Genomic DNA, 13093 nt, shown 5'->3' with positions numbered 1-13093 from the left:
CATGACATCAACCGACCTTGTGATCGAGGCAGAAGGCCTCGTCAAGCACTTCGGCGAGACGAAGGCGCTCCAAGGCGTCGACCTCGCCGTCGCTCGCGGCACCGTCCTCGGCGTGCTCGGCCCCAACGGCGCCGGCAAGACGACCGCGGTCCGCATCCTGTCCACCCTGCTCGTCCCCGACGCCGGCCACGCCCGCATCGGCGGCTTCGACGTGGTCAAGGACGCCGAGCGCGTCCGCCAGTCGATCGGCCTCACCGGCCAGTACGCCTCCGTCGACGAGGACCTCTCCGGCCGGCAGAACCTCGTCCTGTTCGGCACGCTGCTGGACCTCGGTCGGGTGGGCGCCCGCGCCCGTGCCGCCGAGCTGCTCGAGTGGTTCGACCTGACCGCCGCGGCGGACCGGCCCGCCAAGACCTACTCGGGTGGCATGCGCCGCCGCCTCGACCTCGCGGCGAGCCTCGTCGGCCGCCCGGACGTGATCTTCCTCGACGAGCCGACCACCGGCCTGGACCCCGCCAAGCGCGAGGACATGTGGGACGTCGTCCGCTCATTGGTCACCGACGGGTCGACCGTCCTGCTGACCACCCAGTACCTGGAGGAGGCGGACGCGCTCGCCGACGAGATCACGGTCATCGACCACGGTCGCGTCATCGCGCACGACACCCCCGAGGGCCTCAAGCGGATCGTCGGCGGCCAGACCCTCGAGGTGCGTCCGTCCGACCTGACCCGCATGGCGGAGGCCGCGACGATCCTCGGCCAGGTGACCTCCGGGTCGGCGCCCGAGGAGATCCGCAAGGGCGTCCTCGCGGTCCCCGTGCGGGACGACTCCGCCCTGACCGCCACGGTGTCTCGGCTGGCGAGCGCCGGCATCGGTGTCACCGAGCTGTCCCTGCACCTGCCCAGCCTGGACGAGGTGTTCTTCTCCCTCACCGGCCGTACGGCCTCTGAGGACGACACCACCGAGACGAAGGAGGTGGCCTGATGACCACGCTCACCGAGCACCGCACCCCGCGCGCCATGCCGACGTCGGCCGCCACCGTCACGCGCAAGCCGTTCCCGCTGGTCCGGCACTCGCTGTCGCTGGCCAAGCGGAGCCTGATCAAGACGTGGCGGACGCCCGAGGCGCTCATCGACGTGACGCTCCAGCCGGCGATCTTCCTGGTGATCTTCGTCTACATCTTCGGCGGCGCGGTGGCGGGTGACACCCACACGTACCTGCAGTTCCTGCTGCCGGGCATCCTCGCGCAGACCATCGCGACCGGCGCCATCGCCATCGGGGTCAACCTCAACACCGACCTGGAGAAGGGGATCTTCGACCGGTTCAAGTCCCTGCCCATCCCGCGGTCGGCGCCCTTGATCGGTGCGGTGCTGGGTGACGTGGTCCGTTACGTCATCGTCACGGTGATGACGCTCGGCATCGGCTACCTGATGGGCTTCCGGATCCTCACCGACCCGTTCAGCGCGGTAGCGGGCTGCCTGCTCGCCGTGGTGTTCGCCCTGTCCCTGTCCTGGGTGTCGGTGTTCGTCGGCATGAAGGTCCGAACCTCCGGCGCCGTGCAGGGGATCATGTTCCTGATCATCATGCCGCTGAGCTTCGCGTCGAACGTGTTCGTCCCGGCGGCCACCCTGCCCGGCTGGATGCAGAACTTCGTGGCCTGGAACCCGCTGACCCACCTGGTCGCGGCCATGCGCGGGCTGTTCCTGGGCACGCCGCTGGGCGACAGCATCTGGTGGACCCTGGCCTGGTGCGTCGGGCTGGTCGCGGTGTTCCTGCCGCTGGCCATGCGCGCGTACCGCCGCAAGGTCTGACGGACGACCGGGTCCGGGAGCTCACCTCAGCCGATGTCGGCGGTGAGCTCCCGGATCCGGTCGGACGCGGCGGTCGACGGCCGCTCGCGCCACGGGACGAGCAGGCGCTCGCGCTCGTCCTCGTCGCCGAGGGCGCCGGCCAGCGGCCCCTCGATCCCCAGCTGGAAGAGCATGACGAGGTTGGCCCCGAGCCGGACGCCGGCCGCCCACAGCTCGCGGGCGAGCTCGGCGTCGCCACGGTGGGCCGCCAGCTCGGCGACGCCGAGCCCGAACGACCCGAGCACCGGCATGTCCGACGTGGTCCGCGCCTCGGGCGCGGCGGCGGTGATCAGCTCGACCGCCGTGGCGATCGAGGCGTCCGCGAGCGACGGCCGCAGGGCGGCCACGCGCAGGTGCACGACGGCGGTGGCCACCCGGAACGCGATCCGCACCTGGGGGACCGTCACGATCATCGACGCGACGAGCGTCGCGGCGGCCTCCGCGCTGTCGAGCGCTTCCTGCACCCGCCCGGCCTGGCAGGCGACGTGCGCGAGCCCGAGCAGCGCCTGTGCGGCGTCGACGTCGTCGATCTGTGACGACGTCGTCACCTCGCGCAGCCGCACCAGCGCGTCCTCGTCGCCACCGAGCGCGCGCTGCACGTCGAGCATCACGCGGATGCTCCGCACGTCCTGCATCGCCCCGACCAGCTCGAGGTGACGCAGCCCCCGGCTCAGCCACTCCTGCGCGTCCCCGGAGCCGCGGGCGCTCTCCCACTGGCCGACGCCCTGCGCGGCCATGCCCATGCCCCAGTGGTCGCCGATCGACTCGAACGCCCGGTAGGCCGCGCGCGCGTCCGCGCTGGACGTCTCCGGGTCTCCCGCGTTCTCCCGCGCCGCGGCCCGCATGAACAGCCCGAGCCCGTGCAGGAAGCCGTCGTCGCTGTCCACCAGCCGCTCCGCGGCCGCGTAGGTGACGGACGTGTCGGACGAGTGCAGCGCGGGCATCGTGGCGATCAGCGCGCCGATCCGGGGGGAGATCTCGGAGTGGCGCTCGGTGACCGCGAGCGTGATGATGCGGCCCGCGAGCGCCACCAGCCGCTGGGAGACCGTCACGCCCGCGTTCACCGCGGAGAACAGGCAGGTGGCCGCCAGCCGGTCGGCGTCGGGCAGCGGGCGGCCGGACGCGATGCCGCGATAGAGCGGGGACCTGCGACGGGCCGCGGGGTCGTCGGCGAGCAGCACCCGCTGCGCCCACTCGATGACCTCGACGTGGAGGCCGCGCACGCTCCACAGGTGGAACAGGGCGACGCTGATGTCGACCGCGCCGACGGGGTCGTCGTGCTCGACGGCCCAGCGCAGGGCGGCCAGGAACGTCTCCTGGTCGGCGGCGCACTCGTCGAACGCGCGCACCTGACCAGAGCCGACGAACCGCGCGGACAGGCGCACGCACTCGGCGGCCGACCAGCGCACCAGGCCCTCCATCGCGGCGACGCGCCGCCCGGTGGCGTCCAGCCGCGCCTCGCCGTACTCGCGGACGGTCTCCAGCATCCGGTAGCGCGCCGGGCCGCCGTCCTGCTCGTCGAGCGTCAGCAGCGACTGCTCGACCAGGGTGGCCAGCCCGCGGCGGACGGCCGGGGCAGGGGCACCCGCGACGGCGACGGCGGTCTCGGCGGTGAACGGGGCGGGGATGACCGCGAGCCGCTGGAACAGGTCGCGGTCCGGCGGGTCGAGCAGCTCGCGGCTCCAGTCGACCATCGCCCACAGGCTCGCGTGCCGCTCCGGCAGCCCGCGCAGCGCGTCGTCCAGGAGCGCGAAGCGGTCGCTCAGCCCGTCCAGCACGTCCTCGACCGTCATGGACCGCAGCCGGGCGGCGGCCAGCTCGAGCGCCAACGGCAGGTTGTCCAGCCGGTGGCACAGCTCGCGCACCCGCTCGGGGTCCCAGCCGACGGTCGCGCGACCGGCGCGCGCGCGCGACTCCAGCAGCAGCAGGGCGTCGGCGTCGGGGAGCGCCAGCAGGCGGTGCACGGACTCCCCGACCAGGCCGAGCGGCGCGCGGCTCGTCGCCAGCACCACCACGTCCGGCGACGCCACCGCCAGCAGGTCGCCGACGACGACGGCCGCCGCGTCGAGCACGTGCTCGCAGTTGTCGAGCACCAGGAGTCCTTCGAGGTCCGCCGCCGCGAGCCGCAGCCGGTCCTCGGGGGAGAGCAGGCGGCGCTCGGTCGGCAGCTCGGCGCGCGTCGCGGTCGTGTCGGACCCGCCGATCGCCGCGAGCACCGTGGGCAGCACCTCGGCGGGTGCGCGCAGACCGGCCAGCTCGACCACGCGGACCGGTCGACCGGCCGCGACGGCCCGCCGGGCCACCTCGCCGGCCAGCCGCGTCTTGCCCGCCCCGCCGGTGGCCACGACGGTGACCAGCGCCGACGCCTCCAGGGCGGCCTCCACCTGCGCGATGTCGGTGTCTCGACCGACCAGCGGGGTCGCCGCGCGACGCCAGGCCGGCGGAAGGGCCGCGACGACCCGGGGTGCGGCCGCGCCCAGCTCGCCCCGCAGCAGGGCGAGGTGGACCTGCGCGACGACCGGTGACGGGTCGGTGCCGTAGCGGTCGGCCAGCTCGCTGCGCACGTGCTCGACCACCTCGAGCGCCTCGGCGTCGCGTCCCTGCGCCGCGAGCACGCGCACCAGCAGGGCCACGAGCGGCTCGTCGGGCGGTGTGCGCAGGGCGAGCCGGCGCAGCTCGTCGGCCACCCCGTCCACGTCGGCGAGCGCGAGCCCGGCCTCGGCGAGCAGGGTGACGACATCGCCGAGCAGACGGGTTGTCGGCGCGTCCGCGAGGTCCGGGACGGCGGGGACGAGAGCGCGTGCGCCCCGCGCGAGGTCGCGTGCGCGCGCAGGATCGCCGGCCCGCAGCGCGTCCCGGGCCTGCGTCAGACGGGACTCGGCGTCGTCGACGTCGATCTGGAGCCCGTCGACGGGCAGCCGGTAGCCACCGGGCGCCGCCTCGACCGGGAACCCGAGCCGCCGCGCGCGCGACACAAGGGCCTGCACGGCGCCGGCGGCGTCCTCCGGCGGGAGGCCCTCCCACACGACCTCGACGAGCGCGACCGACGACACGCCGCGACCGCGCGCGTCGAGCAGCGCGCCGACCAGCGCCGCGAGGCGGTCGCCGCGGACGGCCCGGCCGTCGACGGCGAGCCCTCCGAGCGTCGTGATCTGCACGCGAACAGCATCCCTCACGGCCGACACGCCCCGGTCGGGTACCGGTCGGGAAATCCGTCTCTGGCGTGTCGTGCCGGGCGTTCCGGACGAATCGGACGGGCCGGGTGTGGACTGCCGTGTGGACGGGTCTGTGGGCGTCGAAGGGGCGCCTGTGGACGCCTGTGCACAGCCCCGCGTAGACGCTGGTCGGGGGCCGTGTCAGTGGTCGGCGGTAGCCTGGAACTTCTCCACAGGGTGAAGAATGACACGCTTGTCACTACAACCCCTAGTGGTCCATTGCGTCCCGGACCCCTAGGTGTAGTGTCTAGTCACGACGCAGTGCGGAACCTTCTCGTCAGGCTCAGCACCTCGTCCGGCCCGGAGACGGGCCCTTCAACTTCAAGGAAAAAGCTTCGCGAACGCTCCGGGGGGAGCGTGCCGCAGACAGACCGAACGGGGAGCCCACCATGACGATCACGGTCTACAGCAAGCCGGCGTGCGTGCAGTGCAACGCGACGTACCGCGCGCTCGACAAGCTCGACACCGAGTACACGGTCGTCGACATCAGCGAGGACGCCGACGCGCGTGACTACGTCATGTCGCTCGGTCACCTCCAGGCCCCCGTCGTGATCGTCGACGGCGAGCACTGGTCGGGCTACCGCCCGGACCGCATCAAGGCGCTGGCCGACCGCCTGGCAGCCGTCGCCTGACGAGCTCCCCGGATCGGCGCCTGGTCCACGGACCGCGCCGATTCGGCGGGTCTCTCGCGCCCGCACACCGCACGACCCGAGCTGAGGGGATCTGATCGATGAGCTCCCTGGTCTACTTCTCCTCCGCCTCGGACAACACCCACCGCTTCGTGCAGAAGCTCCGTCTGCCGGCCGAGCGCATCCCGCTCCGGCCGTCGGACGAGTTCCTGCGCGTCTCCGAGCCGTACGTGCTGATCGTGCCGACGTACGGCGGAGGGAACGAGGGTGGAGCAGTGCCCCGGCAGGTCATCAAGTTCCTCAACGACGAGGACAACCGTGCGCTGATCCGCGGAGTCATCGCGGCCGGCAACACGAACTTCGGCGAGGCCTACTGCATCGCGGGGGACATCATCGCGGCCAAGTGCCGGGTCCCCTACCTGTACGGGTTCGAGCTCATGGGAACGAACGAGGACGTCACATCCGTCCGTGAGGGATTGGGAAGATTTTGGCAACGACAGTCGCAGATACCCGCGTAGAGACGCCGGAGCTGGATTACCACTCCCTGAACGCCATGCTGAACCTCTATGGCGCGAACGGCGAGATCCAGTTCGAGAAGGACCGTGAGGCGGCGCGGGCGTACTTCCTGCAGCACGTCAACCAGAACACGGTCTTCTTCCACGACCTCAACGAGAAGCTCGACTACCTGGTCGAGAACAAGTACTACGACCCCGAGGTCCTCGCGCAGTACGACCGCGCGTTCATCAAGACGCTCTTCGAGTACGCGTACTCGAAGAAGTTCCGCTTCCAGACGTTCCTCGGCGCGTTCAAGTACTACACCTCGTACACGCTGAAGACGTTCGACGGGAAGCGGTACCTCGAGCGCTTCGAGGACCGGGTCTGCATGGTCGCCCTCGCGCTCGCGGAGGGGAACCAGGACTTCGCCATCTCCCTGGTCGACGAGATCGTGTCCGGCCGCTTCCAGCCGGCCACGCCCACGTTCCTCAACCTCGGCAAGGCGCAGCGCGGTGAGCCGGTCTCCTGCTTCCTGCTGCGCATCGAGGACAACATGGAGTCGATCGCGCGCGGCATCAACTCCGCCCTGCAGCTGTCCAAGCGCGGCGGCGGCGTGGCCCTGCTGCTCAGCAACATCCGCGAGCACGGCGCGCCCATCAAGCACATCGAGAACCAGAGCTCCGGCGTCATCCCCGTGATGAAGCTGCTCGAAGACTCCTTCTCGTACGCCAACCAGCTCGGTGCTCGTCAGGGCGCCGGCGCCGTGTACCTGCATGCGCACCACCCGGACATCTACCGGTTCCTCGACACCAAGCGCGAGAACGCCGACGAGAAGATCCGCATCAAGACCCTCTCGCTGGGTGTTGTCATCCCGGACATCACGTTCGAGCTGGCCAAGAAGAACGAGCCGATGTACCTGTTCTCGCCGTACGACGTCGAGCGCGTCTACGGGGTGCCGTTCGCCGACGTCAACGTCACCGAGAAGTACTACGAGATGGTCGACGACGCGCGGATCAAGAAGACGAAGATCAGCGCCCGCGAGTTCTTCCAGACGCTCGCCGAGCTCCAGTTCGAGTCCGGCTACCCGTACGTCATGTTCGAGGACACGGTGAACCGGGCCAACCCGATCGCCGGCAAGATCACGCACTCGAACCTGTGCTCGGAGATCCTCCAGGTCTCCACGCCGTCGACGTACAACGAGGACCTCTCCTACAAGGAGGTCGGCCGCGACATCTCCTGCAACCTGGGCTCGATGAACATCGCGCTGTCGATGGACTCGCCGGACTTCGGCAAGTCGGTCGAGGTGGCCATCCGCGCCCTGACCGGCGTCTCCGACCAGACGGACATCGAGTCGGTCCCGTCGATCAAGAAGGCGAACGCCGGCGGCCACGCCATCGGCCTCGGCCAGATGAACCTGCACGGCTACCTGGCCCGCGAGCGCATCTACTACGGGTCCGACGAGGGCCTCGACTTCACCAACATCTACTTCTACACGGTGGCGTACCACGCCATCCGCGCCTCGAACCTGCTGGCCCAGGAGCGGGGCCGCGCGTTCGAGGGCTTCGCGGACTCGAAGTACGCGACCGGGGAGTACTTCGAGAAGTACACGTCGAAGGAGTGGAAGCCGAAGACGGCCCGCATCGAGGAGCTCTTCGCCGAGGCCGGCGTGCACATCCCGACGCAGCAGGACTGGGCCGAGCTGGCCGCGCTGGTCAAGGAGCACGGCATCTACAACCAGAACCTCCAGGCCGTGCCGCCGACGGGCTCGATCTCGTACATCAACCACTCGACGAGCTCGATCCACCCGATCGCGTCGAAGATCGAGATCCGCAAGGAGGGCAAGATCGGGCGCGTCTACTACCCGGCGCCCTTCATGACCAACGACAACCTGGAGTACTACCAGGACGCGTACGAGATCGGCTACGAGAAGGTCATCGACACCTACGCCGAGGCCACGCAGCACGTCGACCAGGGCCTGTCGCTGACCCTGTTCTTCAAGGACACGGCCACCACCCGTGACCTGAACAAGGCGCAGATCTACGCCTGGCGCAAGGGCATCAAGACGATCTACTACATCCGCCTGCGCCAGCTCGCGCTGGAAGGCACCGAGGTCGAGGGCTGCGTCTCGTGCATGCTCTGACCCCCGTCCTGAACACGAAGGAAGCACTGCGATGAGCGAGAAGCTCAAGCTCGTCAGCCGCGTCTCGGCGATCAACTGGAACCGGCTCGACGACGACAAGGACGCCGACGTCTGGGACCGCCTGGTCGGCAACTTCTGGCTGCCGGAGAAGGTCCCGGTGTCCAACGACGTGCAGTCGTGGGCCACGCTGACGGAGGAGGAGAAGACGCTCACCATGCGCGTCTTCACCGGCCTGACCCTCCTGGACACCATCCAGGGCACGGTCGGCGCCGTCTCGCTCATCCCCGACGCGATCACGCCGCACGAGGAGGCCGTCTACACGAACATCGCGTTCATGGAGTCGGTGCACGCCAAGTCCTACAGCTCGATCTTCTCGACGCTGTGCTCCACCAAGGAGATCGACGAGGCGTTCCGCTGGTCGGAGGAGAACGCGAACCTCCAGCGCAAGGCCGAGATCGTCATGGAGTACTACCGCGGCGACTCGCCCCTGAAGCGCAAGGTGGCCAGCACGCTGCTGGAGTCGTTCCTGTTCTACTCGGGCTTCTACCTGCCCATGTACTGGTCCAGCCGCGCCAAGCTCACCAACACGGCCGACCTGATCCGCCTGATCATCCGCGACGAGGCCGTGCACGGGTACTACATCGGCTACAAGTACCAGAAGGGCCTCGAGAAGCTGTCGGCGGCCGAGAAGGCGGAGATGAAGGACTACACCTTCGAGCTCCTCTTCGAGCTGTACGACAACGAGGTGGAGTACACGCAGGACCTCTACGACGGCGTCGGCCTGACCGAGGACGTCAAGAAGTTCCTGCGCTACAACGCCAACAAGGCCCTGATGAACCTGGGCTACGAGGCGCTCTTCCCGCGCGACGAGACCGACGTGAACCCGGCGATCCTGTCGGCCCTGTCCCCGAACGCCGACGAGAACCACGACTTCTTCTCCGGCTCGGGCTCGTCGTACGTGATCGGCAAGGCAGTGAACACCGAGGACGACGACTGGGACTTCTGAGCCCGTCGCACGCGGACGGCCGACCTCTTGAGGGGTCGGCCGTTCGCGTCTCCGGATCAGACGCCGGGATCGGTGCGGGGTCGCTCGGCCGGCACGTCGGGATCGACGCCACGGGCCGCGGTCGTCTCGGCACCGCGAGCGGTGCTGGGCTGCGCGGTGCGGACATCGGGGTCGATGCGGTCGGCGGTGCTCAGGCGCTCGTCGAGCTCCGAGCGTGCGCCCGTGGCCTCGGCGCTGCGGGCCCGTGCCTCGTTCTGCAGGGCAGCAGCGTCAGCGGCGCGGGCGTCGGCCTCCGCCTGGGCGAGGCGGGCCTGCGCGTCCAGGCGGGCGGCCTCGGCCTCCCGCCGCTGAACCTCGACCTGGTCGAGGGCAGCCTGCTCGCGAATCTTCTGGGCCTTGGCCCGCTCGGCCTCGGCCCGACGGGCGCCGCTACGGCGGCTCAGCACGACAGCCGCTACGATCACCAGCACGACGACGATGGCGACGATGATCCAGCCGGTCACGTCCATGGTGCTCCTCCTCGGGATGGGTTCCCCCTGGTGGCATTCGACTGCCGTCCGGTTGCGGCCGCAACCGGTGACGCGCGCACGAGGCTCAACCCTGGTCGAGGAACGGTCGATGCTCGAGGGGAGCCGGCCGTCCGCCGTCGAGACCTCGAACGCCTGGAGCAGACGTGGACGCACCGCCACCGAGCTGGTACCCCGACCCGCAGCGCGACGGTTCCCTGCGCTGGTGGGACGGGACACGGTGGACGGAGCACGTCCAGCCCGGTCGAGCGCCTGGCAAGCCCGTGCTCGGTCAGGAGGTGACCGGCGGGTTCGGGCCCGTCACGTTCTACGGGCCCGCCGAACCGATCACGCACGCCTTTCCCCCGATCACGGACAGCCGATACGCGGGGTCACCGCTGGCTGAGGCGCTCGCCGATCACGTGCGTGCCGGGCGCTCCGGTGGCGACGTGCAGATCGGTGGCGACGAGCAGGCGGCGGTCGAGGCGCTGCACCAGCTGCGCTCACGGGGCGGCGTCCTGGGTGCGGTCGCGGGGATCGGTGAGCAGCTGCTCGTCGAGACCTTCGTGTCCAGGCCCGGGCCCGATGTCTCGGCGCCGGGATGGATGGAAGGCCCGGGCGCCGGGTCGACCGCACCGGGGATGCAGAGCGTGGCGGGCAGGGTCGGCTACCGGGCAGTCGGTCGCACCTCGCGCGGCGTGCTCCTCGCCCTGGCCATCTGGCAGCTCGTCGTCGCGTTCGTCGTCGGCGTGCTGTTCGTCGTGGGTGGTGTGGTGCTCGCGATCGTCGTACCGCCGGCGCTCCCGGTGGCGTTGATGCTGGTCGCGATGGGTGTGCTGGTGGTCGGCCTCCTCGTCTGGGACGGTGCGCCGCGGCGTTCCCGGGGTCCCTGGCGCGGGCAATAGTGCCCCTGACCTGCGGGTAAGGCAGTCCTTCCTTGCTAGGCGCGGTGCGCGGAACGGGTCTACCGTCGGGAAGAACGTCACGCCACGCCTCACGGAGGTCGACATGAGCACCCTGATGGACATGCCCGCCGTCGCCGAGTGCTCGGTCGCCGGCTGTTCGTACAACGACCACTCGCACTGCCACGCGGCCGCCGTGAACATCGGTGGCGCCACGGGAGACGCGCAGTGCACCACGTTCTTCCCGCTGGGCACCAAGGGCGGGCTCGACAAGGTCATCACGCACGTCGGCGCCTGCCAGCGGGCCGAGTGCGTGCACAACTCGTCGCTCGAGTGCTCGGCGGAGTCGATCCGCGTGGGCGCCGGGCACGAGGAGGCGGACTGCCTCACGTTCAGCCCGCGCTGACCCCCGGACACGACGACGGCCGCTCCAGCTGACCGGGGCGGCCGTCGTCGTGCTCGGGGTCAGGGGTGTGCGGAGACCTCGACCAGGTCCCTGATCAGCACCGCGGCGGCCGGGACCAGCTCGCGCTCGCCGGGGACCAGCGATGGGTCCAGCGCACGCACGGCAGCGGCCTCGTCGAGGGCGACCAGCGGGTCGATGTCCGTCGCGTGCAGGAACGCCGCCAGGAAGGCGCGCGCGGCCTGCGAGTACACGCCGCCCGCATCGACGGCCACCTCGGCCAGGATCAGCGCGGTCAGCGAGACGTCCAGCTCGGCGGTGCCGGTGCGCGCGTTGGTCCAGTCGACGACCGCCGGTCCGTGGGTCTCCGTGAGGATCACGTTGGCGGGGTGCAGGTCCAGGTGGACGATCGCCGGACCTGACGTGACCAGGGGCCACGAGGACGGCTCGCCGTGCTCCCAGCCGGCGGGCGGGGCGATCGCGTGCAGCCGGGCGTGCAGGTCGGTGAGGATGTCCGCCGCGTCGGACAGGGACACCTCGCCCGCGGTCAGGGCCTGGAGGAGGGTCGGACCGTGCAGGCGCTCCATGACGAGCGAGGGGCCGCTCGCCTGGAGGATCGCGGGGGCGGGGAAGCCGTGCGCGACGACGTGCTGGAGCAGCCGGACCTCGGGGGAGGCGTCGCGGCCCGAGCGGTAGCGCCGCAGCACCGTGTGCTCGTCGAGCGCGAACACGTCGGCTGCCGCGCCCGCGGCGAGGATCGGGCCGGGCTCGGCGGAGTCGGCCAGGGCCGGGTCGACGGCGGGGAGGTGGTGCGCGGCGGCGTCGGTGAAGCGACGGTCCGGCTGCGTCGGGAGATCGCGTGCGGGGTCCTGGGGGTGGTGCTCAGCGGCGTCGGAAGCCCTTCGTCCTGAAGGCGTCGTCGGGCCGCTCGGTGCGAGTCCTGCCGAGTTCATGGATCGACGGTAGACGCATTCGCCCGAGTTGTCCCTAGCCGCGTACCAAGAAGTCCCTGACCTGGGCTTTACCTCCTGGACACCCGTCAGGGTGCGTCGGTCACGGCCGCGAGACGCGGTCCAGCGTCCGCAGCGCCTGCTCGTGGGTGGCCGGCAGCGGCTCGATCCAGACCCGGACCGGCTGCCGCGTGGACGCCCGGAGCTCGAGCAGGTCGCAGCGGCGGGCGATCTCGAGGTGCAGCGCCTCGAGCGGCGGGTGCGGGTCCTCGTCGGCGCGCGCGAGCACGGCGAAGACGCCGCCGCCCAGCGTCGCCATCGGATGGCCCTCGCCGTAGGTGGTCGTCATCGCCGCGCCGACCGCGGCCGAGCGCGCGGCACGGGTGAACGGGTCGACGTCCCCGGCGGCGACGTCGATGACCACCAGGTGGTGGCCGAGGTGGCCCGAGGTGCGGGCGCGCTGGGTGGGCAGGGCCGCGTCGCGGTAGGTCTCCGCGAGCCGGATGGCGAGGTACTGGCGGCTCGGCAGGCCCGACTCGGGGTCGAGGGCGGAGCCGAACGCGATCGTGCCGGCCTGGCCGTCGGCCCAGCCCTCGCACAGGGCGCGCAGGATGGCCGTCGGGGGCTCGGCGGCGCCGAGGGTGCGGTACAGGCAGGAGAGGTCATCCACGGTCTCGCCGATGCCGACGCCGTCGTACCCGCGGGCGCGGCCCAGCTCCTCCGCCGCGACTGCTGGGTCGCCCGCAGTGAGCACAGCGGTCGCCAGCGCGTCGACCGCCGGGTGGTACCAGTCGGACGGCCGGAGCCACACCGACCGGACGCTCTCGTCGCGCCAGCGCTCCCGCAGCGCCGCGGGCAGGGCGTCCGTCGGGACCGTTCCCGAGACGTCCGGCAGGGCGGCGTTGTTCGACCCCGTGTTCATCGTCACGCCGGATGAGAGGCCGACACCTGTCGGGCGTGACGCCACTCCGGAAGTTTTTCACCCGCCGGGATCGTCTC

General features: G+C 70.9%; 12 protein-coding genes. 8 read left to right on the top strand and 4 right to left on the bottom strand.

Annotated features, from left to right (window positions below; genetic code table 11):
• The first annotated feature begins 1 nt into the window (after position 1).
• On the top strand, positions 2–982 hold the full coding sequence (locus tag ACO06A_RS06725; protein WP_421735251.1) for an ATP-binding cassette domain-containing protein: 981 nt from the start codon (positions 2–4) through the stop codon (positions 980–982).
• Positions 982–1809: an ABC transporter permease gene (locus tag ACO06A_RS06720; RefSeq protein ID WP_421735250.1), complete on the top strand. Its 828-nt coding sequence runs from the start codon at positions 982–984 to the stop codon at positions 1807–1809. Before ACO06A_RS06725 ends, ACO06A_RS06720 begins: the two co-directional genes overlap by 1 nt.
• Positions 1810–1835: 26 nt before the next feature.
• On the opposite strand, the gene ACO06A_RS06715 is transcribed toward ACO06A_RS06720, so the two are convergent.
• The gene (locus tag ACO06A_RS06715; protein WP_421735249.1) at positions 1836–5006 is read right to left on the bottom strand and encodes an ATP-binding protein; all 3171 of its coding nucleotides are present in this window, start codon (positions 5004–5006) and stop codon (positions 1836–1838) included.
• Between the two features lie 446 nt (positions 5007–5452).
• Between ACO06A_RS06715 and nrdH the strand changes: the two genes are divergently transcribed.
• The 4 genes from nrdH (at position 5453) to nrdF (ending at position 9333) form a co-directional block, all read left to right on the top strand.
• A complete protein-coding gene (nrdH, locus tag ACO06A_RS06710; RefSeq protein ID WP_175349357.1) occupies positions 5453–5695 on the top strand; it encodes a glutaredoxin-like protein NrdH in 243 nt (80 codons plus the stop codon).
• A gap of 98 nt (positions 5696–5793) precedes the next feature.
• Positions 5794–6210 carry a class Ib ribonucleoside-diphosphate reductase assembly flavoprotein NrdI gene (gene nrdI / locus ACO06A_RS06705; RefSeq protein WP_421735248.1) on the top strand — a complete coding sequence of 139 codons (417 nt, stop codon included), beginning with the start codon at positions 5794–5796 and terminating at the stop codon, positions 6208–6210.
• Entirely contained in the window at positions 6180–8327 is a 2148-nt protein-coding gene (gene nrdE / locus ACO06A_RS06700; RefSeq protein WP_421735247.1) for a class 1b ribonucleoside-diphosphate reductase subunit alpha, read from the top strand. Before nrdI ends, nrdE begins: the two co-directional genes overlap by 31 nt.
• A gap of 31 nt (positions 8328–8358) precedes the next feature.
• Positions 8359–9333 (top strand): class 1b ribonucleoside-diphosphate reductase subunit beta, encoded by a 975-nt coding sequence (gene nrdF, locus ACO06A_RS06695; protein ID WP_056087461.1) that lies wholly within the window; start codon positions 8359–8361, stop codon positions 9331–9333.
• A 56-nt stretch (positions 9334–9389) separates the two neighbouring features.
• On the opposite strand, the gene ACO06A_RS06690 is transcribed toward nrdF, so the two are convergent.
• Positions 9390–9842, bottom strand: coding sequence for a hypothetical protein (locus ACO06A_RS06690; protein ID WP_421735246.1), 453 nt, complete (start codon positions 9840–9842; stop codon positions 9390–9392).
• 164 nt (positions 9843–10006) lie between these two features.
• Here ACO06A_RS06690 and ACO06A_RS06685 point away from each other — a divergent pair, with 164 nt between their 5' ends.
• Positions 10007–10744: a DUF2510 domain-containing protein gene (locus tag ACO06A_RS06685; protein ID WP_421735245.1), complete on the top strand. Its 738-nt coding sequence runs from the start codon at positions 10007–10009 to the stop codon at positions 10742–10744.
• Between the two features lie 103 nt (positions 10745–10847).
• The gene (locus ACO06A_RS06680) at positions 10848–11147 is read left to right on the top strand and encodes a DUF1540 domain-containing protein (protein WP_056087472.1); all 300 of its coding nucleotides are present in this window, start codon (positions 10848–10850) and stop codon (positions 11145–11147) included.
• Positions 11148–11206: 59 nt separating this feature from the next.
• Here the strand turns inward: ACO06A_RS06680 and ACO06A_RS06675 are convergent, their stop codons facing one another.
• Both ACO06A_RS06675 and ACO06A_RS06670 read right to left on the bottom strand, forming a co-directional pair.
• Positions 11207–12097: a phosphotransferase gene (locus tag ACO06A_RS06675; protein ID WP_421735244.1), complete on the bottom strand. Its 891-nt coding sequence runs from the start codon at positions 12095–12097 to the stop codon at positions 11207–11209.
• Between the two features lie 100 nt (positions 12098–12197).
• Positions 12198–13016 carry a hypothetical protein gene (locus ACO06A_RS06670; protein ID WP_421736028.1) on the bottom strand — a complete coding sequence of 273 codons (819 nt, stop codon included), beginning with the start codon at positions 13014–13016 and terminating at the stop codon, positions 12198–12200.
• Positions 13017–13093: the final 77 nt, after the last annotated feature.

Origin of the sequence: Cellulomonas sp. (assembly GCF_965229465.1) — a bacterium.
Taxonomy (GTDB): Bacteria; Actinomycetota; Actinomycetes; order Actinomycetales; family Cellulomonadaceae; genus Cellulomonas.
The sequence above is the reverse complement of the archived record's forward strand: the minus strand, read 5'-3'. Positions and strand labels throughout refer to the sequence as shown.